We start from the raw sequence: 25,445 nt of genomic DNA on the forward strand, positions 1-25,445 counted from the left end.
TATTTTCGGAGCATTCCTAGAGTCTGTTGACGTTTCGTGATTAAATTTCATTCGAAATAAAAGCGTTTTAATCGCGGCGAGTGGTTTGTCGCCTAGTATCCTAAGCAAGAACAGCTCAACAAAGCGTAAAACGCTTTTAGCCGAACCCTGCGGGCAGCGTTTGAGGCGCCTTTCTACTGCGTTATCGGCTTATCGGGTAGCGCAACTACCTATCAAAGCCTCTGCCTTGTATAAAGCATCCTCAAATCGCTGCAAAAACAAACTTGAAAGGTCAACAGACCCTAGGTTTTAGGTTGATCTCACCTATGCTCGTCTCATTTAATCGATTGGCATAAGGTTGACTGTGAATAAAATCGACAATTAATGATTGTTTTTAGATAGTCTCGTGAACTGAGTTCTGACAAAGCCGAGTTGATATTTGATAACCCATGGAGTTTTACTTTGGCCTTGATACTGACCTTCAGGTATTCATAATGGATAGTAATTTGTTCTTTCACGATAGTTTCTTCAGAGAATCCATCTTCCTGAGGGGAAGCAGCTAAGTTAATTTGAGCTGGACATGGCTCTGTTCCAACGTTTTCAGCCTCTGATAAACCACATCCGCAGAGATGAACGTCTCATCAGCGTGTAATAAAATTTATGATTGTTTGAAATCATGGTCATAGATTGACGTATGGACAGATCGATTTTGGCATGCGCTTTTATACTGAAATGTTACTGGTTATCTTTCTTATTTTATTTATTTCCTTATAGTGGGCACAGTCTTCATTTTTGGTGGAGCGAGATTCTTGAATTATGGATGGTATCCATCAATGTTTTCAAAGTTATCAGTCCACCGATCTCTGCATGCATTGACCAAAGATATTGTATGCCAACTGCTAGTATCTTAAATTTATGGTAGTACTACAGAGACTGGGATGGCTTTATCTAATTATAAGCGTATAATCTGTCGTATAGAGAGCACCTTCTATGACCTTTTATACCTCTACATAACTTTTAATTATAGGCTAGATTACTCTAAATAAATTTTCCTAGTGTAGTTTTCTTTCTACGAAGGAATATTTCCTTATGATTTTCACAAAGTTATTCTAAAATATACTTTTGACACAGGGCTGTTGCTGGAAAATTGTCTTATCTATTCCTTGTTTAAGTACGCCAAATTTTAATTTCTTCGTATCAGCCTTCACTATTTTAGTAGTTATTTTAACTTTCAATATGAAGTTTTAACGCCTTGGCAGAATTTACCCATGTATTTTTTTTATTACTATTTTTTATTTCATTTGAATCATAATAATGAAAATTATCAAGTAAATTTTTTAATTCATTGGCGAAGCTAATTCTATTATCATTACAAATAAATCCATTTTTATTATTAATTATTAATCTATTCTCAGATGTTGCCGTTCCTAAACAGATCAAACCAGAGTTGATATATTCATGTGTTTTTGTTGGTGGTTGACAATCAAAATACTCAGTTATTGGGATAAATGAAATCCCAATATTGCAATTATCAAAGAACTTTTTAGATAAGGTATGGTCTAGTTTTCCATGCATAAAAATATTTGAATTTAAATTCAAATTAGCAATTAAATTTTGCAATTCTTCAACTAATGAACTCTTTCCTGTTCCTACTACATCAAGAGTTAATGTTTTTTTATATTCTTTATGTTTTGTTATAAATGTTTTTATACCATAAAATAATTCATCAATATTTCTGTCATCCAAAGTTCCTATATAAAATAGTTTTGGTTCTTTGAATTCTTTTATTGTGTTTGAAATAATGTTTGCTCCAGATGGAACTAAAAATGTTTTTGTGGTTGATAAATTTAATTTATTTTTTAGTGCTAATGATATAACAGAAATTGAGTCAAAAAAGTATGATTCAAAAGTATATAAATTATTGAATAAAAAACGTTTTAATTTATTTTTTGAAATATAGCCACTCCTAAAATCTAATGTTATTTTTTTTTTGCTTAATTTCATTAAACTACAAAAAGGAAAGTATACTAGATATATATAATGATAATTTTTATTTATCTCTTTGAACACTTCTAGATAAAATCTGATGGTTCTTCTGATCAAACAACCTTTATATGTAATATATTTTACATTTACATTATATTGTTTTGCTTTATTTTGTCCGGTATCAAAACATAAATAAGTAACTTGATACCATTGACATAATTCTTTAGAAATATAGTAAGTGTCAATGTTATGACCGAATTGAGTTCTGTTAATTATTAGTATTTGTTTTTTTTTCATATTTTCAATTAAGTGTTAGATAAAAAATTTAAAATTTCATTTTTTTTGAAAAAACTAATTTTTTTATATTTCCGAGGTGAAAAAGTACGCATTTTATTTACTAATTTATCAATATCTTTAAGCTTCCAGCAAACTAAAGCGTGATTATTTTTTTCTACAAAATTAGAAATATCACTTTGATGTTTATCTACTCTATAAAGGTTAGGGACAACTAGTATATTCTTGTTTAGCTCAAGCAGTTTATAAATGCTTCCCGCACCAGCATGTGTAATTATGAAATTAAACTGATTGTAATATGAGTTAATGTCTTCAGTAAATTTAAAGTACTCCCCATTTTGTGGTTTAAATATTCCATCTGCGATTTGAAATACAAATTCAAAATGTTGATTTTTTTTTGCAAATTCATCAATTATTTCAATAAGTTTATCAAATGACGTTGTACCAACAGTAACAAATATTCTCATAGTCTACCTGCGAATATAGCTTTAGGATATATTTTTAATAGTTCTATATTTTGAATGTAAAATTTATCTGCAATATAATACATATACTTATCCGTGATAGATTTTGTATTAAATCTTGACCATGTTGCCACGTGAATTATTTTTACGCCTTTAATTTTAAAAATTATAGATGTTAATAGGCTTATACCTGGACCAGTTGTGATTACAGCTTTTACGTTAAACGATGAGTTTATTTTTAGTAGTTTATAAAAAATAAATAATGGTCCTAGGTTCGTAAAAATCTGTAAGTGGGAGTTTTTTTTTCTGACCTCTTTTGTAATAAAATGCTTATATGAATATTGAGGATTATTTTTTTCATCTGAAATTGTTACTATTTTATACTTGTTAAGGTCATTAATTAAGATATTTACTAATCGATGCATTTGAGTAGCATGACCTCCTTGGCCATAACTAAGTAATATTACTTGTTGTTTCATTTTTTGATATAACCATTTTGATATAAAAATTTTTGATTATAAATATAGTTATAGCTTGAATTATTTGGAGAGCAATAACCCCTATTAAACCATATTTAGAACAGGCTAGACCTATAAGTAAGATATATAAAGAGTTAGTTATTAATGCAATTATGAGTGCATTTTTTTCCAGCCCGGAGTATATGAAAACTGTATGTTGATAAAACATTGAGCTGGTTATAGCTATATATATCAAATATATTGTTATAAGATTTAAATTGTTTAATATAACGCTTGGGATATATTTTTCAAAAAAAAATGATAAAATATAAAATGTTATTATTAGTAGTGAGGAGTTTATTATAAATAAGTAAGTAAATTTATTACCTATATGCATAATGGTTTGCAGTTTACCTGAATGGATAAGCTTGCTTATTTCAGAACCAAAATATTGAATTAATATTGAAATTACTACTCCTACAATTGCGCCTAATTTTTCCAAAAGCTTATATATTCCTACATTTTCAATTGGAATGTTTGATGCAATAATAATAGGAGTGAATTGCTTTACTGGCAGATCTATTTGTTTTGTAATATTTGTAATCAAATTAAATTTGATTACTTTTTTGTATATTGATTTTGGAAAATCAAACTTATAAGAAATTTTTTCTTTTATAATAAAGAAATATGTAATATCAAAGATAAGTCTTATTATTGATGTTGACACCATAATGTATGCAAAATAATATATGCTTCTATTAGTTTGATAGCCATAAAAATTAAGCAGTAATATAATTCCTGAGCATATAGTATTTCTTATAGAAATCCAACTGAAATACTTATAGTATCTATATACTCCATCAAATGTTCCAGTTATATTAAATAATCCTTGCAATAATAATATTAGATATAATTCACCTGTTTTGTTATTCCATGAGAAATATTCGAATAACACCCTATAAATGGAAATTCCAATTATCACAGTAAATAGTGCTGTAATTAAATCGGTCGTAAATAGCTGATTTATTAGTGAAGAGCGAAATCCTTTTATTTCGTAAGAAGGCATGAATTTTATCAAAGCATCAAAGGATTGAATATTAAATACAGAACTTATAATGCAAACATATGAAAAAGAAAGCATTAGATAGCTATAATCTTCCAACCCAATTGCTTTTATTGTTAATGATAATGATAAAAGGGAACAAATAGATACTAACGCTGAACTTGATAACAAAGATAATAATTGTTTATACATGTTGTAAGATGGCTGATTTATATATTTCTATAGTCTTTTTAGTAGTATTTTTTATGCTGAAGTTGTTAGCTGTTTTTTGTGCATTATTTAAGATGTAATTATATTTTTCTCTATCATTATAGATGTCGTTAATTATTTCATTTAAAAATGTCATGTCATTAATTATTATACCGTTTTCATAATTTTTAATTATTTCGTGTACTACAGGAATATTTTTATTAATAGTTATTTTCCCTCTAGACATAACCTCTAATATGGCAAGACTAAAATGTTCACATTCAGAGTAAAATATAAAAACATCACATGAGTCAATAAATTTATTAATTTTCTCTCTTGGTAATATTCCATTGTAAAAAAAATTATCAGGCAATAATAATTTGTCTACATCACCTTTTCCAGCAAAATTGAAGGAAAACTTATTTTTGTCTAAAGTTTTACAAAAGTTGAAAATATCAAAAAAACCTTTTTGTTTTTTTAAACTTCCAATATATCCAATATTAAGCATAACTATATATTTACCCCGTTATAGCATATTTCGATATCTTTTTTTATATTAAATTCATTTTTTGCTTGTTCTTTAGAAAATTTAGAAACAGCAATTAAAATATCTGAATTTTCAATTGCTTTTTTTTCAAAAAACTTTATATCACTATCTTCTTTTATTTTGTAAATTGAGTTTAATACGGTTTTCGAACCATGTAATCTTATTACTATAGAATAGTTTTTGTTTTTATCCATATAAGCTCCATATCCTAGATAATCGTTAAATTCAATTATGTTTATATTATTGGCTGTTGAATATGCTTTAACGGTTTCCGCTATTTTTTTATAATATTTTATTTTAAAAAATTTAAATACTTTAGATACTCTAAGTATATTTTTTAATATAAATGTATTATCAATTAAATCAATTATAGTATTAATGTTTTCAATTTTTCCAAGGTGTATAGTCTTCAGATTTACTCCATCTTTACTTGATGTTGAATTCTTTCCATTAAAACCAAGGATATGAACATCAATACCATTTTTATAAAGATTTTCACTTAAAGTCTTAATGAATACACCTATGCCACCTGTTGGAGGAAAGTTGCCATGATCTAACTCATTTGTGACAAAACAGACTCTTATCTTTTCCATTTTCCACTACTTCATTAAAGATGATAGTTATTAAACTCTATTTAACTCAAACATAACCTTTAATATCTATATATAATTTTTCAACATAAAAAATTAATAAATAATAAGTTAAAGATATAATTAAAAATATATAGAACATTGCAAATTCAGCAATTTTATAAATGTCAGATACAATTCCTATAATTGCAAATAATGCTGATAATGAACAAATTAAACATAAAGTTTGTTTAGATGAAAACCCTAACCTTTGACAAATATGATGTAAATGTTCTCTATCAGGTTTAAAGGGAGAATGCCCTTTACTAATCCTTCTTATCATAATTGTAGCCATATCCAGAAGTGGAATAGCAATTAACCATAATGCTGTTACTGGTTTGAAGGCGGTTATTCCATGCGATTGAGAACCTTTAACTAGTAACCAAACGACAGTAAAACCGATAAACATACTGCCTGCGTCACCCATAAAGACTTTAAATTTTTTACCAAAAGGTAAGCCTAAGTTCAGCAAGATGTAAGGCAGCATAGCGACAATAAACATAAAGCAGATGGTGGATAAATAAGTGTCGCCATCAAGATAAAACATTACCCCTAATGCGCCAAAGGTTACCGATGATAATCCTCCCAGCAACCCATCAATACCATCTACCATATTAAAGGCGTTGATTGCGCCTATTACTGCAAATACGGTTACTAGAGTGCCAATAAACTCAGAAAGCTTAATCGTCTCACTACCCATTAAATAGCCTAAATTATGCAAGCTATAATCACCGACATAAATCATGACCATGGATACCAGTGTTTGTACGACTAAGCGCAACTTAAAACTGAGATCAAAATAATCATCTAATGCACCTAACACAATGAGTACTAAGCCACAGGATAGGTAAATTGATAAGCTAGGCTGATAGGGAACAAATAACATAAAACTGATAAATAATGATAGGTAAATTGAAATACCACCTACCAGAGGAATTAAACCTTTATGTTGTTTGCGGGCACTAGGTTTATCGACTAAGCCTATACGTTTAGCGATTTTTCGCATTAAAAATAAAACGATAAATGATAAAATAAAAACTAATACATACTCTTTCATATAATAATCCTTTATATTTAAGGCAATCCCTCCTTGTTTAGACTGCCACTTAATACATTTATTTTGATTTAAGGTATGTCAGTTAATTAAATCAAAGATGATTAAGATTTTTCACCATACTGGTAATGATAATAGCCATAATTACCGTAATAACTACTAGCACTTTTTATTACCGCATTGAGAATTAGTCCTTTAATTTCAATACCATTTTGCTCAAAACGATTACGGGTAACTTCAATTTCTTTTAAGGTGTTCTGGCCGAAGCGGGCAACCAGCATATTAGTTCCTGCATGTGCGGCAACAATAGCTGCATCGGTTACGGCCAATAATGGTGGCGTATCAATAATGACTAAATCATAGTGTTGTTTTGCCCAATCTAATAATGCAGTAAATCTTGGGTGCATTAATAATTCAGAGGGGTTAGGCGGTGTGGTTCCCCGACAAATTACGGCTAAATCATTTACTGTCGTGGGTTTTACTAGTTGTTCTAATGATAATTGCCCTGCCAGGTAATCTGCTAAACCGTGATTATTGCTAGTTGCTAATTGTTTGTGTAACTCACCTCGGCGCATATCTGCATCAATTAACAATACTTTTTTATTACTGTTGGCGATTACTGCGCCCATATTGGCTGAGGTAAACGATTTACCTACTGATGGACTTGGGCCTGAGATCATCACAATATTGTTTTTTGCTTCCAGCATGGCAAAGTGTAGTGAGGTTCTTAAACTGCGAAATGCCTCAATAGATAAATCTGCTGGGTTTGCTACGGCTAAAAGGGTTTGTTCAATACTTAGCTGTTTTTTATGTTTGTTTTTCTTTTCTGCTTTTTCTTCCCATTCAGAAAATGGAATGCTGGCATAAACAGGTAGACCTATGGCCTCAATATCATCTGGATTTTCTATTCCTCGGTGCATGGCTGCTTTTAACAGCACAATGGCGACTGAGAAAATACCGCCCAACAATACACTGAGTACGACGATCAGTGGCTTTTGGGGTTTTACCGGTGCGGCATACACTTGGGCATTATCTAAAATACGTACATTGCCTACTGTACTGGCTTTGACAATATTTAGCTCTTGTACTTTATTCAGTAATTGCAGATAAATTTGCTGGTTTACTTCAACATTGCGCATTAAACGCAAAATTTGCCGTTGGGTTTTTGGCAGCTTTTCTACCCGATGGTTAATACGACTCTTTTCTTGTAGTAGAGTTTTGCGTTTATCTATTAATGCAATATAAGCAGGGTGCTGTTTTGTAAAGCGCTGCGAAATTTCACTTTCTTTAAAGGTCAGTTCATTTAACTGGCCTTCTAATGCCACCATGGATTCCAGGGTGGATTTAGCTTCCAGGTTTAAGTCAACCGATTCACTGGCCTGGCGATACTGGTTTAATTCATCCTCTGCCTGAGTAAGTTTCTGTTTAATATCAGGTAATTGCTTGGTTAAAAAGACTAAGCTGCTTTCTGCTTCTGCCGCATTACGGGCGACATTTTGCAAAAAATAGTTTTCACTGATGTCATTTAAGATTGCGCGGATTAATTGCGGGTTACTGCCGGTAAAAGACAGTTGTAAAATCCCAGTTTGTTTTCCTCGCTCACTTACCGCTAAATTTTCCTGTAAGTTTTGGATAGCTTGCATGCGGGAGATTTTGCTGATGTTGAATACAAAATCATTCTCTGCTTGCATATCAGTTACCAATAAACGATAGCCATCGCGCTCTGCTAATTGGCCCACTTTACCGGTAAGAATTTTATTTCCGTCTACTGTCGTGAGTTGATATTTTCCATTGCTGTGATTTACTACAGTCAATTTAAAATCTGTATCAACTCGGTTATCTGGCGTGACGAAACGACTGATCACTAATAGGTTATTGTCTCCGCTTAGCCGGGCAATGCCTTTACCGATCACCGGTAGATAATCTGGACTTATCAAGGTGGTCAGATTTAATTCATCGACGGTTTTACCCAGTACCATGCGGGAGCGGATAATTTCAATCTCTGTGGTGGCAGAGGATTCACTGCTGAATAGATCGGCCATATCGCCAGACAGTGATGGCAGCCCAGTACTCTTTTTTTCTACTTGCAGTAGGGCATCGGCTTTGTATACCGGAGTAGCCAGCAGCGCATAGGCCACACCAATCAGGGTAAAGATAAAGGTGCAGGTAATAATAAATTTTTTGTTGTCCAGCAACAGGCCAAACAATTTTTGCAGGTCGATAACCTGAGGTTCGTTATTCATAGTTTTTCTCGGAGGGACTCAACAGCGTTATCGATAAGCTGGTAACAGAATTCAAAAGCTTCAGTACTTTGCCGAAATGGATCTGGGATCTCTTGATTGATCCATTTCCCCAGCGGGATTATTTTTCCTTGGGATTCCGGGCTAATGGCGGTGACACGAGAAACGTGTTTTTGCTCCATTACCAGAATTAGTTCCGCTTCGTGACACATTTTGGCGGTTAATTGTTTGGCTTTGTGGCTGTCGGTATGCACTCCCCGTGATTGTGCTACCGGAATTCCAGTTTTATACCAAGGGGCATTGGCCAGTCCGCTTTTATTCACCGCAATACCGGCTGAGGAGATCTGTTTAGTCGGAAATACCTGCTTTAACTGCTGTTCTGCATAAGGTGAACGACAAATATTGCCAACACAGACCACGAGAATATTGTTAAACATTTACCAGTCCTTGATCCGTTTGACGCCTTCAGTTAATTGATTAAAGCCGTTAATGGATGGCAGCAGGTTGGTCATTACTCGATTCCAACGGGCAATTGGCGCTGCGGTGACGTATACAATATCCTGTGGCCGCAGTTTAAATTGATTACCGATTATCAAATTACTGGCATTGGTAATATCTAACTGAAATACATCTGCGATAACGCTTTCATTTTTACTCTTGCGGATCACAAATATGCCGGTGGCATCTGAGCTGAGTTCATTAATTCCACCTACTGTGCCTAGCGCTTCGGTCAGTGACATATCATCTCTGCCGAGTTTGACTACGGATGGTTTAATTACCTCACCTAAAACAAACACTTTCTGCTTATCATTTACCGGTACGTGCACAATGTCTTTGGCTTTCAGCATCCGGTTATTACTGGTAACGCCATATTTCATTAAGTCCCGCAGTGAAAGTGGAATCACTTGGTCTCCACGGGTGATAGTGACATTATTCCAGTCAGCATCTTGGGTAATGCCCCCAGCTTGGTTAATGGCATCTATCAGGGTTAACGGCACATTGGTAATGGGGAGCTGCGATGGCTTAGATACTTCGCCAGTAACATAAATCCGTTGACTGCGATAGGCGGCTACACTGACATCGACTTGAGGTTGCTCAATATACACAGCTAGACGGGCGGCAATAATGTTGCGCACTTCAGAGACTGTGCTGCCATCTACTTTGACTTTACCGATATAAGGGTAAAAGATCGTGCCATCAGAATGGACCACATTGCCGGACTCTGCCGCAGAACGATAAGAACCCGCTGGGGTGGTTAATTCTGGATGATCGTAAACAATAATATTTAATACATCACCAATACCAATTCGGTATTCATATTGCTGAGCGAGCTTAATAGTTGCTAAATCCTGTTCTGCTTTTTTGATTGATGGATTAAAGCTACTGACATTTTGAAACGTTAACGGGTGGACATTTAAATTATCATAAGTAGGGTCCATATAAGACCCGGCGCAGCCTCCAAGTAAAGAGGCTGTAACTAAAAGCTTAATATTTCTGTTCACTGATAATACCTATTGAAATGAATATCTCAATTTACTCATTTTCATAGACACTATAAATTAATAGCGCAGATGTTTATAAAATACGGTTTTTATTATTTTGTTAGTTATATGAATGACTGGCTAATAGCTGCTGGAGACAACTATTAGCCAGCATTACATACTGATTTAACGATGCTGCCCGATAACAGCAAAAGGTGTGGTAAAACTGAGATGGAGACAATCTTATTATAATGTGTACATTTGAGACATTTTCGACACAATATTTTGCCGTAGAAGTTAAATCACTATGAATATCGGTTTCAGCCATGGCTACCGCACGGGTTTTAACAGCATCGCCCCTGCCGTAACTTCAACATATTGTTCAGTGGTTGATTATTCATGGTGTTATTCTCCTGAGTCATTCAGTCATGCAGTATTCACTGTATGACTGTTACATCCTTTCTATAACTTCTTTGGCTGCTTCTTCTATCAAAATAGAGGAAGTTGGTTGCCATCCTTGGCCGACCTTCCTTGGCCGTCAAATAACTGACATACCCCTTTGTGGGTAACGCATGATAACTTGCGTCAGAATTTTGACAACACTAAATTTGTTTTTAAAATTGCAAAACTGTTAGCTGAATACGCTTTTAGTTGTTTAATTGTCTCTATTGGTTGGCGGTGTGTTTTTATTATTGTTGCTCGTTATTTGCTTTAGTGTTTAGATTGACTCTATCTTTTTATTTTAGATTTATCTTATTGATTACTTGGAAATTTACTTACTATCGCATGCGCTTCGCGGTGTTCAGCTACTTATCGGCAGAATGTGGCTGTTCTTAATTGTTGATATTATGTTTTGTTAATATGTATTTGCTTGATAATTAAACTTTTCTTGGTAAGTGGACCCATCTTTCCGTCAATACGTGACGTATGTCACAAGTGGTGTTGCGCCAATATTTTGGCTTGCGAGATTTTGTACCCGCTTTCGTTGGTTTTCGATGAAAAAGCCACATTGCTGCAGCGCTAGTAAAACTCGTTTCATTAGCACGTGGGGCGACATTTGCGGTGTCGTTTTTTTGACGCAACATGCGAAAGCATCGTTCATACATCCAAAATGACTAAGATGACGGATACATACTGACTCTGTTCTGACGGCGATATATTCGCCGCGAGGTTTTGTTATTGCATGGCTACCGCACGGGTTTGTCAGCTTCCCCATTGCTGTTTAGTACCGGGCAAATTTTACTCCTTCACTAATTTTTGGGCTGAACTGGCAATAAGTTGACAGACTCAACAAATCAGTTTTAAAGGGAGTGCAAATTTAAGGTTGAGCTTAGAAATGACGAGATATGTCAGCGTAACGAGGGGCAGAAGTGGGAGGCACCATCCTGGTTGCTTGTACATTAACATCCAATTGTCAAATATAATGCTATCGCTTTAATTTAGCGCTAGCATTATTTACAGATGGAGGGATGTTGACAATAGGCTTTATGTATTAGTTTGTATCATGGATATATCTATCAGATACAAATTGAATTAAATATAGATGATTGTACTTAAAGTTATATTTCTAACTTATTATTGTTTAACAGTTGTTTTGTATCGACATTAATCAATATTTGAGTGTGCTAATCTTTGTTTTACTTAAATTGCAGTGGAGTCAGCTTTCTGAGGGCGGCGCTTATTTTTAAACTGAATAGATTAAATCTCTGTGTTAATAGGGTGTAAGCATTTATCTATTATGGCATTATTTTTGTCGGCGGCGTCATACTTTGGTTTTAATCTATTATTTGTGAGATTAATCTTACTTTGTTTTTCGATTTAAATGGCTTTTTTCATCGACTCCTATTGTAAATTTATATAAATAGATTACTTAAGTAAGAAATATATCTTTTTATTTGTAAGAGATATCTTACGTTAATTAATGTTATTCGAAAATTTTTTACAGTTTTTTATTTGAGCCATTCGTTGTTAATGCCAAACACAGATGACATATTTGATACTGTTCTGTGGATGGATGTTCTCCGTTGTTGATGAACATTCAAGCGATCATCCTTTGTCGGCCACTCAGTAAGCGTAGTATGGTTTAGAGGATTTGCTGCTTTATAACAATGACTTATGTTATTTCAGTCCTGAGAAGTGGAGGACTGATACTTTGTGTTGAAGTTAATCCTGTTGATAACTGCTTTCCCCTAGGCGTTTGGGAGTTCTACTGGGAGGGAATGCCTTTCAATCTCGATGAATATTTTGGGTGAAGAGTGTTCTAGGGACGAGTTATTACTCGGATTGAGAGCAGGCTTTATCATGGTGAAAAGAGGGACAGATTCCTGCCCCTCTTGTACTTAAGTTTGGTTACTGATTTTCCATGGTGTATTTATTTTACTTTGAGTGGCTATTTCTGCCCTATGGGCTTGTCTGGTTGTTTTCGTAGCCATACCTGAGCGCGTAGGCCGCCTTCTGGCCGGTTGGTGAGGACCACTTTGCCATGGTGGATATCAATAATGCGCTTGATGATAGCCAGCCCAAGCCCTGAACCTACGCAGCCTCTGGCTGTATCCCCTTGGGTGAAAGGTTGGAACAGCTTGCTGACCTGTTTGGGGTCAATCCCCGGGCCGTTATCTTCAACGCAAAATCCTATGGTTTCGCCGCGGTTTTGGCTGCTAAGGCGGATCCACCCATGGCCGTAGCGCAGGGCATTTTCTACCAGATTGGTGATGACCCGCTTGATAGCAATGGGGGCCATGGGAATATCCGGGCAGTCGTCTAATGCTAGTTCAATATTGGTGCAGCGGGCAGACTCAGCTTGGGCAACTTCTTGTAGCAGGCGGTTGATATTATCCGGTTGCAGATTGGGTTTCTGATCTCGGCGGATATAGGCAATAAACTGATCGATAATGATATCCATATCTTCGATGTCATTGATAATCCCTTCTTTCAGATATTCATCTTCTTTGACCATCATTTCTGAGGCTAACCGTATTCGGGTTAGCGGGGTGCGTAAATCGTGGGAAATCCCCGCCATCAGCAATGCGCGGTCTTGTTCTAGTTGCTGCATGCTTTGCGCCATCTGATTAAAGGCTTTGGTCACTTCAACAATTTCAGTGGAGCCTTTAAGAGGAAGCGGATCGGGGAAGTCCCCGCCGGAAACCGCGATGGCGGATTTTTCCAGCGCTTTTAATGGCTGATTTTGCTGCCTTGCAAACAGCCAGCCGCCAAAGACACTCAGTGCGCCAATGACTAACAAATACAGGGTCAGCGGGGACAGTTCATATTCGTTGAAACTCGACAAGGTGACACGGATCCACACTGACGGCGCTTGGGGTGGGCGGATCCAAATTTGGAACAGGTGCCCTTGTTCCACCCGAACTTCTGCTTGTCCGCCAAGATATTCAGACATTTGGGATGAGAGAAAACGATAGTAGGTAGCATGTTCTAACCCGGCGGCTTTGGCCTGCTGCGGGTTGTAGACATGGATATCCTGATTATGGATTTTTTTGTTTAGCGCTTCGGCAACGGTGAGATTTTCCCGGTTGATGCTGACGCCATCAGCAAACAGCAAATTGACTTGATGGGCAATGAGCTGATTGATCTGCTGATAAGTGGGCTTAATAAAGTACACCGCTACCGTAAGGTAGGAGACCACCTGATTAATTAGCAGCAGGCAGGCGATCAGTAAAAATACCTGACTGAATGCACTACGGGGCAGCAGCTTGCGCCAGCCTTTGCGACTCATTTACGGGCGCTGCCGTCAGGAACAAACACATAGCCCAATCCCCATACGGTTTGGATATATCTGGGGTTGGCGGCATCTTTTTCGATCAGGCGGCGTAGGCGGGAAACCTGCACATCAATGGAGCGCTCTAGTGCTGAGTAGTCACGGCCCCGGGCCAGATTCATCAGTTTATCCCGGGATAACGGCTCCCTTGGGTGGCTGACCAGCACTTTTAGTACGGCAAATTCGCCGCTGGTGAGGGCGATGGCTTCATCACCATGGGTCATTTCCCGGGTGGCGAGATTGAGTTGGAAGTCGCCGAAGCTAACCATTTCTTCTTGCTGGGATGGTGCGCCGGGAATTTCTTGTACCCGGCGGCGCATCACGGCATTGATGCGGGCCAGTAATTCGCGGGGATTGAACGGCTTGGGCAGGTAGTCATCTGCGCCCAGCTCCAGGCCAATAATACGGTCTACTTCATCACCTTTGGCGGTCAGCATAATAATGGGGAGTGGATTACCAGCTTGACGCAGGCGGCGGCAGATAGACAGGCCGTCTTCGCCGGGGAGCATAAGATCCAGCACTAGCAGGTGGAAGTTTTCCCGTTCCAATAAACGGTTCATCTGCTCAGCGTTACCGGCGGCACGGACCTGAAATCCCTGCTCGACCAGATAGCGCTCCAGTAGTGCTCGCAGGCGCATATCATCATCTACTACCAGAATTTTTGAGGTTTCTTGTCCCATGGTTGGTGTCCATTATGTGGCCGGTTTCTGCGCTGAGTTAGCAAGGCTAGAAACAGGTTAGTGACTGATCTGCAAATGATATAACGCCAGCTTGGCGCAAGACCAGCATAGGGAAGGTTCCTGCTTGTTTCCTGTTGGCACAGGATATGGACATAGCGGATAAGATAATGAATTTTCTTTATAAATCTATGTGTTATCAGAGTGAGTAAAATTGTAACCAAGTTTACCCTCGATGACTTTATCCCGCTATGACATCAGATCTTGGGAAAAGCGAACAGTTAACAGCGGATCACCACGAAGCGTAAACTGCGTTTACTACACGAAGAGCGCGAAGGGAAAAGATAAGGATAAGCAACAAATCCTAGCTTGTGATTTTGCTCTTCTTCGTGTCCTTCGTGAGCGCAGCGCTTTGTGGTAGATCGCTTTTGATTCTGCTTGTAAAAGCTAACAGCAGTTCACCACGAAGCGTAAACTGCGTTTACTACACGAAGACCACGAAGGGAAAAGATAAGGAAAAGCAACAAGTCTTAACTTGCGATTTTGCCCTTCTTCGCGCTCAATAACATCCCTGTTAAAAAGCCAGTTCGCCAGTCCTTGGCTCTCGCTCATAAGCATATAGCTGCGCTATATTCGCCGTGAGCGTAGCGCAAATACATCCATGTATAACAGCCAGTTCGCCAATCCCTGGCTCTCGCTCATAAGCATATGGCTGCGCCATATTCGCCGTGGTTAAAGCTTCTGATTTTAAAAGACAACAGCAGTTCACCACGAAGCGTAAACTGTGTTTACTGCATGAAGTTCACGAAGGGAAAAGATAAGGAAAAACAACAGTCCTGGTTTGTGATTTTTAAGGTAAATAAATGGCGCAGGTTTAGCTGCGCCATGATGATCAGGCTTTATGGGGTTTGAGTTTAAACAGTGCCAATAGAGGAATAAGCAGCAGGTAGGACACGAGAATAAAGCCGAAGGTGTAGACAAAGGCCAATAAGGTCGATTGTTGGTGTAGTAGTTCACCCCACTGCGCCAAGAAGCTTGGGTTGGTAATCGTGGTGTGTTTGAGCATGGCGGCTTGTTGTAGTAGCGGGTTATCTGGGGTTAACCCTGCGCCGAGGTTATGCCATTGGGCTTGCTCGGTGCGGCTGAAATAGGTGTTCACGATGGAGATCCCAAACGAGCCGCCGATGGTGCGACACAGGTTAAATATCACCGCACCACCCACAGTATCTTGTCTACTCAACGTGGCGTATGCCAGTTTACTCAGCGGAGCAAATACCAGCCCCATACCTGCGCCCTGAATAATACTGGGCATAATCACCCAGTGCAGATCGATATTCATGGAATATTGCGTCATAAACCAGGTGCCTAGGGCATTGAGTAATATCCCCACTAGGATCAGCAGCCTAGAATCGATCCGGTCCATAAAACGGGCTAGTCCCAACAATACAATGGCTGAGGTTAGCCCTCGGGGCGCCATCATAAAGCCGGTGGTTTCTACCGGGTATTGCAGCAATTGCTCCAGCATCATGGGTTGCAGCTGGGTGATACCAAACATGCCCATGGAAAAGCCGGACATGACCAGACAGGACACCGCCAGATTACGATCTTTGAGTAACCACATAGGGGCGATATTGCCCTTGGTGATAAAGGATCGGGTGATAAAAAACACCAATGCGATAGCGCTAATCACGGTGGAAAAGAGGATCATATTAGAGTTGAACCAACCTTCCTGATTGCCCCTGTCTAATACCATTTGCAGCAGGCCGATACCGATGGCCATACCAAATACCAGCGGCCAATCCACCGAGGTTTTTGCCCGGCCGTCAATACGAACAAAGAAATACAGTAATGCCAGACATAGCATCCCGACTGGCAGGTTGACGTAGAAAATCCAGCGCCAATCCATATTTTCCGTGATGATACCGCCTACGGTGGGGCCAAGGATCGGCCCCAGCAGTACGCCAACACTGAATAGTGCCATGGCTTTGCCGCGCTCTTCTGCCGGGAAAATTTGCACCATGATGGATTGCGACAGGGGGATCACTGACGCGCCAAAAGCACCCTGTAGTACCCGGAATATCACCATTTCGGTCAGAGATTCAGCCTGGCCACAGAGTGCTGAGGTGATGATAAAACCGGTCACGGACACCAACAGGAGATTGCGGATCCCCATCTTCAGTGACAGGTACATGGCCAGCGGAATAAAGATGGCTTCGGCCATAGAGTATGACGTCAGCACCCAGGTGACCTGTTCTGAGGTGACCCCCAATGCCCCCATCATATGGGGTAGTGCCACGTTCGCAATGGTCATATCCAGCAGTACCATCACGGCTGACAGCATGACTGCCAGCACGATTAACAGGCGTTTGCTGCCGGAGATCTGGCTATCGTCAGCGGGCGCAGTTGCGGCAGCTGTCATCGGGTTTGCGCCCCAGTGCTCAGGGTATCAACGGTTACTTCGGCACTGGCGCCGACCCGCAATGCAGGTTGGTTGGCGGTGCGCTCAATACTGATGCTAACCGGGAAGCGTTGGGGAACTTTGACCCAGTTGCCGGTAGCGTTTTCCGGTGGCAACAGGGAGAAAGATGAGCCGCTGGCTGGAGAAATCGCCTGTACTTTGCCCTGATATATCACGTCCGGATACATATCCATCACTATGGTGGCTGACATGCCGGGATGCAGATGACCAACCGCGCCTTCTTTATAGTTAGCCTGTAGCCAGAAGGTATGATCTTCCACCAGTGGCATCATGGCGGTGCCGGGGGCCACCACGCTACCGGGACGGACACTGATTTTACCTAAGTGGCCATCATGGGGAGCGGTAATGGTGGTGTAAGACAAATCCAAAGTTGCTTTGCTCAGTGCCGCTGCCGCCTGTTTCACTTGTGGTGCGGCATCGCCTTTGGCGCCTTGGGCGGTGATCAGTTGTGACATTTTCGCCCGGGCGGCTTCTACTGCGGTTTCCGCCGCGGCCAGTTGCGCTTTGGCATCATCGGCTTGTTGTTTTGACAGTAAGGATTTTTTTACTAAGTCCATGGTGCGGCGGTAGCTTTGCTGTACATCGGTCAGTTGTGCTGTTGCGCGGCGCACATCGGCACTGGCAGCCAATATGGCATCGTCGGTGGCTTTATTGCTTTGGCTGGCCATCTCATAGGCTGCTTTAGCCTGTTCATAGCTGGCCTGATAAGGCGCGGGGTCCAGCTGTACCAGCAAATCACCGGCATTAACATGCTGGTAGTCTGCCACATCAACTTTAATGATTTTGCCACTGATTTGAGGGGCGACATATAGCACATTGGCATGGACATAAGCGTCTTCAGTGCTGGGATATTGTTCCTGATGGCGGACATAAAAATAGCCGGCCGAAATAAGTGCTGCTGCGAGCAGGATCAGGATAAGGAGGTTTCTGATAACGCGTGAGCCACCTTGGGTCATCTGGTACCCCTGATTGGATATTGTGATGGGAATAATGTTTTCAAAAATAACAGAACTGCTAATGAATGGGGAGCTTAAATTTGGTAACTAATTATTTTGAAGCATAAGCTGCTGTATTGATTTTTTAAACTGGTTTTATATGTTGTTTTTAAGCTGCAGTTAATGAAAATTTTAAACAGGGGATTCGTGAGCTATGCCGCCAAGGCTTAATTAGCTGGTCTTTATACTAGCGGTGGATAAATCGGCAGTTAACTCTTCAGATAAGGTTTTTCATGAACAGACCCCTTTTGCGTGCCAGTATGCTGGCTGTGTCTTTGGCTGTGACTCAGGTAGTAGCGGGTGGCGCTATGGCGGCGACAACCGGCATGAAACCCATCCCTGCGGCAGGTGCGCCGTTGGGCTATCTTATCCACAATCCCTATGACAATGCGCCATTAACTGCGCTAGTGACCCTCAATGGTCATCGTATTACCGATGTTGCCGTGACTGTGCATGCCAAAGGCAAAAAAGGGGTACCTATCCACTATAAAGTGTCGGATATACGGGTAATGGATGAGGGCGGGGTGCCGATTTTTGGTTTATATCCAGACTACCTCAATACCTTTACGGTCAGCTGGCGGGAGAATGGTAAGCAGAAAAGTCATGACTATAAAATGCTGACGCCAGATGTGGATATGGGCTTTTCTGAAAGCCAGTGGGCCAAAGCGCCCAAGGTGGAAGTGAAGCATGTGGATGCGGATTTTAAAGACCGGCTGTATTTTGTTAATTGGACCAATGCTGACGGTAAGGCATCGCCATTGATGCACAATAATCCCAAGGCGCCGGGCGCATTTGCTTGGGATGGCACACCGGGATTTTTCATTATTGATACCGCTGGGGATATCCGCTGGTATCTCAATCCGTACACCACCCATAACTCAAAAAATTATGATGATGCCGGTTATGCCATGGGGATGAATGTCACCCAAGATGGCAATATGGTGTGGATTCAGGGGCAGAGCTGGAAACATATGACGTTGATGGGGCGCATGATTGCGTCTCACTCCCTGCCGGGTAATTTTATTGATGGTTCCCACGAAGCCATTGAAGTGGAAAACGGTCACTTTATGTTGCGGGTTGCCGCCAAGGATTATCGCCGCCCCGATGGTCTGGTGGTCAATACGGTGCGGGATCAGATCATTGAAGTGGATGCTAATGGCAAGCTGGTGGATTACTGGGATTTAAATCAGATCCTTGACCCCATGCGGGATGCGGCATTGTTATCGCTGGATGCCGGGGCGGTGTGTTTGAATATTGATTTGAAACAGGCGGGCAAAGTGGCAACGGAAGCGGATCTGCGCAATGCCCCTTATGGCGATATTCACGGGGTGGATACCGGCCGCAACTGGGCCCATGTGAACTCGGTGGATTATGACCCAACCGATGACAGTATTATTATCAGCTCTCGCCATCAGTCGGCGGTAATCAAAATCGGCCGGGATAAAAAGGTTAAATGGATTTTAAGCCCGTCAATGGGTTGGAAAGGCGAGCTGGCCGGTAAGCTGTTACAACCCGTGGATGCTGCGGGGAAAGCGCTAAGCTGCACAGCCCGTGGCTTCTGTGCTGACACTGAGTTTGATTTTGTTTATACCCCGCATACTGCCTACAAGGTCGATGAAAAGGGCACTTATACCGTGTTTGATAATGGCGATGGTCGTCATCTGGCGCAGCCAATGTTCCCTACCGGTAAGTATTCCCGCGCAGTGGAGTACAAAATTGATGAAGATAATATGACAGTGCAGCAGGTGTGGCACTATGGCAAGGATGAGCTGGGGTATGAAGGATATTCGCCGGTGACTTCGATTGTGAAATATCAGGCAGATAAAAATAGTGTGATGACTTATTTCGCCTCTGCTGGCTTATTTGGGCTTGGCGGGGGGTACGGCAATATGAAAATGGATGATACCACCGGCAAAGTGCATTCCATTTTGGTGGAGCATAGATACGGTGAGACAAAACCTGCGGTACGTATCGATATCGACAGCCATGATATGTTCGCCACCGGCTACCGTGCCCAGGTTGTTCATCCCGAGGCCATGCTGCAATAATTAGCTACAGTGGATTGCCTAAGCAAAATCAAAAGCGATCAACCACGGCGAATATGGCGCAGCCATATGCTTATGAGCGAGAGCCAGGGATTGGCGAACTGGCTGTTATACATAGATGTATTTGCGCTGCGATCACGGCGAATATGGCGTAGCCATATGTTTATGAGCGAGAGCCAGGGATTGGCGAACTGGCTGTTATACATAGATGTATTTGCGCTGCGCTCACGGCGAATATAGCGCAGCTATATGTTTATGAGCGAGAGCCAGGGATTGGCGAACTGGCTTTTTAACAGGGATGTTATTGGGCACGAAGAAGAGCAAAATCACAAGCTAGAACTTGTTATCTTTTTCTTATCTTTTCCCTTCGTGGTCTTCGTGTAGTAAACGCAGTTTACGCTTCGTGGTAAGCAGCTTTTTTAAAAGTCTTAACCTCGGCGAATATGGCGCAGCCATATGCTTATGAGCGAGAGCCAGGGATTGGCGAACTGGCTGTTATACATGGATGTATTTGCGCTACGCTCACGGCGAATATGGCGTAGCCATATGTTTATGAGCGAGAGCCAGGGATTGGCGAACTGGCTTTTTAACAGGGATGTTATTGAGCACGAAGAAGAGCAAAATCACAAGCTAGAACTTGTTGTCTTTTCTTTATCTTTTCTCTTCGTGGTGATCTGCCGGTGGTTTTTAATTTGATTGAGCTAAATCATTATGCCCCATGGAAACGCCTTTGATCTGAGCATAGACCTGCATGCCGGGGATCAATGCCAATTCATCACAGGCCCAAGGGGTGATATTGGCCCATAGCTCATCATTACCGAGAGCGATTTTTACCTGTACCTGTTGCCCGTCATCACTGGGGTGTAGCTCTTTGACTTTGCCCGATAACTGATTGCGGATACTACTGTGGCCGGGGGGCGTTGTGCTTAGTGCCACATGGTTGGCCTGAATGCGCACCTTAATCTGTCTTGCCGTGGCGGGCGCGGTGGTATGACTGCTTTGATTATTGTCACTGACCGGCCGGGTCTCTGCCAATTTGCCATTGACCCATAGGTGGTTGCCATCATCCAGCAGCAGTTTGGTCATGGCATAGTCCGGGTGGCAGCCAGCCACTTGAGCTGTGATTAGCGAACTTAACTCTTTGGCCGGAAGCCAGGGGCGCATTTCATCACTGTTCCACACCTGAGTCAGGGGACCGGAGGCGATAACCTTGCCCTGATTTAATACCAGCATATAGTCAGCCAGTTGCAGGATCTCATCCAGACTGTGGCTGACATAGACAATCGGCAATTGCATTTCCCGTGACAGACTCTGCAGATAAGGGATGAGCTCCCGTTTGCGCGGGAGATCCAATGAGGCCAGCGGCTCATCCATCAACAGCATATCCGGTTGGGTCAGCAGTGCCCGTCCAATCGCGACCCGCTGTTTCTCCCCACCAGACAGGGTGATGGGAAAACGATCCAACAGATGACCAATGCCCAGCAGGCTGACTACCCGCTCAAATAGGGCGGTATTTTTATGGCGCATGCCGTAATTGAGATTGCCCCTGACTTTATAGTGGGGAAACAGTCGCGCTTCTTGAAACACATAACCGATGCGGCGTTTTTCTGGTGGCAGATTAATGCTGCCAGCTCGGAACAGTACCTTGTCACCCAGCAGCAGTTCGCCACTGTCTGGGGTGGACAAGCCGCCAAGAATATTGACCAGTGAGGTTTTACCTGCGCCGGAGCGACCAAAGATGGCGCTGACACCGCTGGTGGGCAGTTGGGCATTGACACATAAATGGGTTTGCCCCAGCTGTTTTTCAATATTGATGGTTAACATGCGCTGGCAGTCCTCTGTTGCGCTTTCTTGGTCAAATACTGGGAAGCAACCAAAGAGAGTAGGGCAATAATGACCGACAAAATACACAGGCGCATGGCCTGATATTCTGCCCCGGGGGTTTCAATAAAGCTAAACATGGCCAGCGGAATGGTGCGGGTCTCACCGGGGATATTGGAAACAAAAGTAATGGTCGAGCCGAATTCACCCAGACTACGGGCAAAGGCGATGATCATCCCGGAGACTATGCCGGGGGCGGTTAACGGCAGGGTAATCGTAAAAAACACTTTCCAGCGGTTACTGCCCAAGGTGCGGGCGGCTTGCTCTAGGCGGATATCCACCGCCTCAAAAGATTGACGGATAGCCCGTACCATCAGTGGAAAAGATACTACTGCTGCAGCCAGCGCGGCGCCACGCCAGCTAAAGCTGAAACTGATGCCAAACCACTGATATAGCCAGTGACCGATTGGCCCTTGTCGGCCCATACTCATCAGCAGCAGATACCCCACAACCACAGGGGGGAGCACTAAAGGCAGGTGAATAATACTGTCAAATACAGGTTTGCCGGGAAACTCTACCCGCGCCAGCACCCAAGCGCACAGTATGCCCAGCGGCAAACTGCCCAGCACTGCGATGGATGACACTTTTAAGCTCAGCAGTAAGGCTGCTACTTCGTAATCACTCAATATCATTTAATACCAATCCATTTAGTCATTGATTCACCCCGTGGGAATGAATCTGTCCATCGAGAAAGCACAAGCATTTGGGCAAGCAACGAGCAGCACTCTCCTGCTGATAGATAAGAAAATAAGATAAACGCCATGCATGGGGCATAGCGTTTAGATGGGATATTGCCCGGCAGCGTTTCAGATTGAGCCGCTGCCGGGGATAAGGGGATAGTCGGTTAATTAACCCCGAAGCCATATTTCAGGAAGACAGCTTTGGCAGCCTGCCCTTGCAGATAGTTATAAAACGCATGGCTGGCATTGTTTGGTTTTTGGTTAACCAGCACCAATGGGTATTCAATAGGCTTGTGGCTGGTGGCCGGGAAAGTCGCAACGACTTTGACGTCTTTCGCAATTTGAGCATCGGTACCATAGACGATGCCCAGTGGTGCTTCTCCTCGCTCCACTAATGCCAGCGCCGCGCGGACATTATTGGCACTTGCTAGCAGAGGTTGAGCTTGTTGCCATAGTCCCAGATTTTTGAGTGCTTGCTCAGCATAGCGCCCAGCAGGGACGTGATCTGGATTACCGACAGCCATACGACTGCCATCCAGAGAGGCTTTAATATCCCAGTCCGGGTTCAATGGTACATGTTGCAGTTTGCTATTTTTAGGGGCAATCAGTACCAAGGTATTTTTGAGTAGGGTAACTCGGGTTGGGGTATCTACCGCATGTTCATCAACCAAGTAGTCCATCCATTTCTGGTTAGCAGAGAGGAAAATATCCGCTGGAGCGCCTTGGGCAATTTGTCTGGCAAGGGTGGAAGATGAAGCAAAAGAGAACACCACGTCAGTGTCGTGGGTTTTATCGAATTGCTGGCCGATTTCACTCAGGGCATTGGTGAGTGACGCTGCGGCAAACACGGTCACTTTTTCTTTGGCAAATGCCTGGCCCATGGTCAGGGCCAGACCCAGCAGGGCAGCTGAGGTAATGCGCAGTAGAGTAGTAAAGTTATTATTTTTCATCGGCTCAGAGTTCAGAAAATATTTTTCGATATATATACTTGTATATATCGGTTAAGCAAATGGTAATGCAAAGAAACTGTGAACTGGCGCATATTTTTAATTGGACAGGACGAGATGTTCTCAAATGGTTTTAGTGCGGAGATTTTGTGTTTGGAATGCAACTTCTTAGGTATTTGCCGATTGGTATTCGTGCCGGAATGGGACACAATAGCAGTATTGAAGACAATAGCCTGACACCTATGGATTTAACTGCTCAGCTGGCGTTAACCCTGAATAACAAGGTATTCGCCAACCCACGACGCATTGCACTGCTTAAGCAAATCGCTAATACCGGCTCCCTTAATCAGGGCGCGAAACTGGCCGGGATCAGTTATAAAGCTGCCTGGGATGCCGTCAATGATATGAATACGGCCATGGCCCAACCTGTGGTTCACAGTGAAAAGGGCGGTAAAGGGGGCGGCGGGGCAAAACTGACCGAGTTCGGTGAGCGTTTGCTGAAAGTCTATTCCCTTACCGAGCAGGTACAGGGGATGGCGTTGGCCGCCTTGCTGGATGATTCTATTTCCATGAATACCCTGCTGGATGTGATGGCGCATTTCTCTCTTAACACCAGCGCCCGTAACCAACTCAGCGGCGTGATCCGCCATATTGCCAGCCGGGGCATTAATGATTTAATCCATGTGGAATTAGCCTGCGGTCAGCAGGTGAAAGTCTCTATTACCCACGCCAGTAGTGAACATTTAGCGCTGGCTGAAGGAAAGCCGGTATTGCTGCTGTGCAAAGCGCCAGCGGTGGATCTGGTGCCAGATACTGCCCCGGAAGCCTGTGATAGCCGTAACCATTTGCGCGGCACCTTAGTCGAAAAAACTGTGCTGGGGGATAAAACCGAGTTGGCACTGGATATCGGCGGCGGGGATACCGTGTATTCCGTTATGGATGCCCAGCAGGCGGAGTCCCTGTGTTTACAGCAATCTTATCAGGCATGTTTCCTTGCCAGCCAAACCATTATTGCCAGTATGAATTAATCGTTACGTCATGAAAAAAGCCAATCTGATCACCCGTAAGGGCTGGCAGACTCTGGATCGGGAATTGAAATACCTGTGGAAAGAGTACCGCCCGGAAATCACTAAAAAAGTTCAGGAAGCTGCCGCCCAAGGCGACCGCTCAGAAAATGCTGACTACACCTATAACAAACGGCTGTTACGGCAGATTGATAGCCGGGTGCGTTATCTGGTGAAGCGGGTGGAAGAGCTGCAGATTGTTGATTACTCCCCCCAGCAGGAAGGTAAGGTCTTTTTCGGTGCCTGGGTGGAGCTGGAAAATGACGCGGGTGATGTGGTGCGTTACCGTATTGTCGGCAAGGATGAGCTGGACACCAAGCTGGGCTACATCACCATTGACTCCCCGATGGCCCGCGCCCTGATCGGCAAGCAGGTGGATGACGATGTTATCGTGCAGACCCCGTCCGGTCCGCGTCATTGGTATGTGAACCATATTCGTTACCAAGCGTTTGATGAACAAGAATAATGTGCTAGCAGTCCTTGGAGCACAGGTCGACGGCTGAGGCTGCTGTGCTATCTTT

General features: G+C 42.0%; 20 protein-coding genes. 3 read left to right on the forward strand and 17 right to left on the reverse strand.

Annotated features, from left to right (window positions below; genetic code table 11):
- Positions 1-1,203 precede the first annotated feature (1,203 nt).
- From NFHSH190041_RS01475 to NFHSH190041_RS01540, 14 genes are all read right to left on the reverse strand, one after another.
- Complete coding sequence (locus NFHSH190041_RS01475; RefSeq protein ID WP_261923560.1) at positions 1,204-2,262, reverse strand: glycosyltransferase; 1,059 nt, start codon at positions 2,260-2,262, stop codon at positions 1,204-1,206.
- Between the two features lie 8 nt (positions 2,263-2,270).
- Complete coding sequence (gene pssE, locus NFHSH190041_RS01480; protein ID WP_261923561.1) at positions 2,271-2,726, reverse strand: PssE/Cps14G family polysaccharide biosynthesis glycosyltransferase; 456 nt, start codon at positions 2,724-2,726, stop codon at positions 2,271-2,273.
- Positions 2,723-3,202 (reverse strand): PssD/Cps14F family polysaccharide biosynthesis glycosyltransferase, encoded by a 480-nt coding sequence (gene pssD, locus NFHSH190041_RS01485; protein WP_261923562.1) that lies wholly within the window; start codon positions 3,200-3,202, stop codon positions 2,723-2,725. The genes pssE and pssD overlap by 4 nt, the downstream gene beginning before the upstream one ends.
- Complete coding sequence (locus NFHSH190041_RS01490) at positions 3,177-4,436, reverse strand: lipopolysaccharide biosynthesis protein (RefSeq protein WP_261923563.1); 1,260 nt, start codon at positions 4,434-4,436, stop codon at positions 3,177-3,179. Before NFHSH190041_RS01490 ends, pssD begins: the two co-directional genes overlap by 26 nt.
- Complete coding sequence (locus NFHSH190041_RS01495; protein WP_261923564.1) at positions 4,429-4,941, reverse strand: glycosyltransferase; 513 nt, start codon at positions 4,939-4,941, stop codon at positions 4,429-4,431. The genes NFHSH190041_RS01490 and NFHSH190041_RS01495 overlap by 8 nt, the downstream gene beginning before the upstream one ends.
- A gap of 2 nt (positions 4,942-4,943) precedes the next feature.
- A complete protein-coding gene (locus NFHSH190041_RS01500) occupies positions 4,944-5,573 on the reverse strand; it encodes a glycosyltransferase (protein ID WP_261923565.1) in 630 nt (209 codons plus the stop codon).
- 46 nt (positions 5,574-5,619) lie between these two features.
- Positions 5,620-6,666: a UDP-N-acetylglucosamine--undecaprenyl-phosphate N-acetylglucosaminephosphotransferase gene (gene wecA, locus NFHSH190041_RS01505; RefSeq protein WP_261923566.1), complete on the reverse strand. Its 1,047-nt coding sequence runs from the start codon at positions 6,664-6,666 to the stop codon at positions 5,620-5,622.
- Between the two features lie 101 nt (positions 6,667-6,767).
- Positions 6,768-8,906 (reverse strand): polysaccharide biosynthesis tyrosine autokinase, encoded by a 2,139-nt coding sequence (locus tag NFHSH190041_RS01510; RefSeq protein WP_261923567.1) that lies wholly within the window; start codon positions 8,904-8,906, stop codon positions 6,768-6,770.
- The gene (locus tag NFHSH190041_RS01515; protein WP_261923568.1) at positions 8,903-9,340 is read right to left on the reverse strand and encodes a hypothetical protein; all 438 of its coding nucleotides are present in this window, start codon (positions 9,338-9,340) and stop codon (positions 8,903-8,905) included. Before NFHSH190041_RS01515 ends, NFHSH190041_RS01510 begins: the two co-directional genes overlap by 4 nt.
- Positions 9,341-10,342, reverse strand: a complete 1,002-nt coding sequence (locus NFHSH190041_RS01520; protein ID WP_261923569.1) for a polysaccharide export protein — start codon at positions 10,340-10,342, stop codon at positions 9,341-9,343.
- A gap of 2,431 nt (positions 10,343-12,773) precedes the next feature.
- Positions 12,774-14,114, reverse strand: a complete 1,341-nt coding sequence (gene envZ / locus NFHSH190041_RS01525) for a two-component system sensor histidine kinase EnvZ (protein ID WP_261923570.1) — start codon at positions 14,112-14,114, stop codon at positions 12,774-12,776.
- Complete coding sequence (gene ompR, locus NFHSH190041_RS01530; protein WP_261923571.1) at positions 14,111-14,836, reverse strand: two-component system response regulator OmpR; 726 nt, start codon at positions 14,834-14,836, stop codon at positions 14,111-14,113. Before ompR ends, envZ begins: the two co-directional genes overlap by 4 nt.
- 889 nt (positions 14,837-15,725) lie before the next feature.
- The gene (locus NFHSH190041_RS01535) at positions 15,726-17,252 is read right to left on the reverse strand and encodes a DHA2 family efflux MFS transporter permease subunit (RefSeq protein ID WP_261923572.1); all 1,527 of its coding nucleotides are present in this window, start codon (positions 17,250-17,252) and stop codon (positions 15,726-15,728) included.
- Positions 17,249-18,268 (reverse strand): HlyD family secretion protein, encoded by a 1,020-nt coding sequence (locus NFHSH190041_RS01540; RefSeq protein WP_261923573.1) that lies wholly within the window; start codon positions 18,266-18,268, stop codon positions 17,249-17,251. Before NFHSH190041_RS01540 ends, NFHSH190041_RS01535 begins: the two co-directional genes overlap by 4 nt.
- A gap of 272 nt (positions 18,269-18,540) precedes the next feature.
- Between NFHSH190041_RS01540 and NFHSH190041_RS01545 the strand changes: the two genes are divergently transcribed.
- Complete coding sequence (locus NFHSH190041_RS01545) at positions 18,541-20,355, forward strand: aryl-sulfate sulfotransferase (RefSeq protein ID WP_261923574.1); 1,815 nt, start codon at positions 18,541-18,543, stop codon at positions 20,353-20,355.
- Positions 20,356-21,039: 684 nt separating this feature from the next.
- Here NFHSH190041_RS01545 and modC read toward each other — a convergent pair.
- The 3 genes from modC to modA form a co-directional block, all read right to left on the reverse strand.
- A complete protein-coding gene (gene modC, locus NFHSH190041_RS01550) occupies positions 21,040-22,176 on the reverse strand; it encodes a molybdenum ABC transporter ATP-binding protein ModC (protein ID WP_261923575.1) in 1,137 nt (378 codons plus the stop codon).
- Entirely contained in the window at positions 22,170-22,865 is a 696-nt protein-coding gene (gene modB / locus NFHSH190041_RS01555) for a molybdate ABC transporter permease subunit (protein WP_261923576.1), read from the reverse strand. The genes modC and modB overlap by 7 nt, the downstream gene beginning before the upstream one ends.
- Before the next feature lie 212 nt (positions 22,866-23,077).
- Positions 23,078-23,863, reverse strand: a complete 786-nt coding sequence (gene modA, locus NFHSH190041_RS01560; RefSeq protein WP_261923577.1) for a molybdate ABC transporter substrate-binding protein — start codon at positions 23,861-23,863, stop codon at positions 23,078-23,080.
- 239 nt (positions 23,864-24,102) lie between these two features.
- Here modA and NFHSH190041_RS01565 point away from each other — a divergent pair, with 239 nt between their 5' ends.
- Entirely contained in the window at positions 24,103-24,888 is a 786-nt protein-coding gene (locus tag NFHSH190041_RS01565) for a TOBE domain-containing protein (RefSeq protein ID WP_315972979.1), read from the forward strand.
- A 10-nt stretch (positions 24,889-24,898) separates the two neighbouring features.
- A complete protein-coding gene (greB, locus tag NFHSH190041_RS01570; protein ID WP_261923578.1) occupies positions 24,899-25,390 on the forward strand; it encodes a transcription elongation factor GreB in 492 nt (163 codons plus the stop codon).
- The last annotated feature ends 55 nt before the right edge of the window (positions 25,391-25,445 follow it).

It is taken from the genome of Shewanella sp. NFH-SH190041 (assembly GCF_024363255.1).
Taxonomy (GTDB): Bacteria; Pseudomonadota; Gammaproteobacteria; order Enterobacterales; family Shewanellaceae; genus Shewanella.

Excerpts from the sequence above, each read along its gene's own strand:
- ompR (WP_261923571.1), bottom strand. The coding sequence starts at position 14,836 with ATGGGACAAGAAACCTCAAAAATTCTGGTAGTAGATGATGATATGCGC.
- modC (WP_261923575.1), bottom strand. The coding sequence starts at position 22,176 with ATGTTAACCATCAATATTGAAAAACAGCTGGGGCAAACCCATTTATGT.
- modB (WP_261923576.1), bottom strand. The coding sequence starts at position 22,865 with ATGATATTGAGTGATTACGAAGTAGCAGCCTTACTGCTGAGCTTAAAA.
- modA (WP_261923577.1), bottom strand. The coding sequence starts at position 23,863 with ATGAAAAATAATAACTTTACTACTCTACTGCGCATTACCTCAGCTGCC.
- NFHSH190041_RS01565 (WP_315972979.1), top strand. The coding sequence starts at position 24,103 with ATGGATTTAACTGCTCAGCTGGCGTTAACCCTGAATAACAAGGTATTC.
- pssD (WP_261923562.1), bottom strand. The coding sequence starts at position 3,202 with ATGAAACAACAAGTAATATTACTTAGTTATGGCCAAGGAGGTCATGCT.
- NFHSH190041_RS01535 (WP_261923572.1), bottom strand. The coding sequence starts at position 17,252 with ATGACAGCTGCCGCAACTGCGCCCGCTGACGATAGCCAGATCTCCGGC.
- NFHSH190041_RS01500 (WP_261923565.1), bottom strand. The coding sequence starts at position 5,573 with ATGGAAAAGATAAGAGTCTGTTTTGTCACAAATGAGTTAGATCATGGC.
- NFHSH190041_RS01540 (WP_261923573.1), bottom strand. The coding sequence starts at position 18,268 with ATGACCCAAGGTGGCTCACGCGTTATCAGAAACCTCCTTATCCTGATC.
- NFHSH190041_RS01545 (WP_261923574.1), top strand. The coding sequence starts at position 18,541 with ATGAACAGACCCCTTTTGCGTGCCAGTATGCTGGCTGTGTCTTTGGCT.
- pssE (WP_261923561.1), bottom strand. The coding sequence starts at position 2,726 with ATGAGAATATTTGTTACTGTTGGTACAACGTCATTTGATAAACTTATT.
- NFHSH190041_RS01475 (WP_261923560.1), bottom strand. The coding sequence starts at position 2,262 with ATGAAAAAAAAACAAATACTAATAATTAACAGAACTCAATTCGGTCAT.
- NFHSH190041_RS01520 (WP_261923569.1), bottom strand. The coding sequence starts at position 10,342 with ATGGACCCTACTTATGATAATTTAAATGTCCACCCGTTAACGTTTCAA.
- NFHSH190041_RS01515 (WP_261923568.1), bottom strand. The coding sequence starts at position 9,340 with ATGTTTAACAATATTCTCGTGGTCTGTGTTGGCAATATTTGTCGTTCA.
- greB (WP_261923578.1), top strand. The coding sequence starts at position 24,899 with ATGAAAAAAGCCAATCTGATCACCCGTAAGGGCTGGCAGACTCTGGAT.
- NFHSH190041_RS01495 (WP_261923564.1), bottom strand. The coding sequence starts at position 4,941 with ATGCTTAATATTGGATATATTGGAAGTTTAAAAAAACAAAAAGGTTTT.
- wecA (WP_261923566.1), bottom strand. The coding sequence starts at position 6,666 with ATGAAAGAGTATGTATTAGTTTTTATTTTATCATTTATCGTTTTATTT.
- envZ (WP_261923570.1), bottom strand. The coding sequence starts at position 14,114 with ATGAGTCGCAAAGGCTGGCGCAAGCTGCTGCCCCGTAGTGCATTCAGT.
- NFHSH190041_RS01490 (WP_261923563.1), bottom strand. The coding sequence starts at position 4,436 with ATGTATAAACAATTATTATCTTTGTTATCAAGTTCAGCGTTAGTATCT.
- NFHSH190041_RS01510 (WP_261923567.1), bottom strand. The coding sequence starts at position 8,906 with ATGAATAACGAACCTCAGGTTATCGACCTGCAAAAATTGTTTGGCCTG.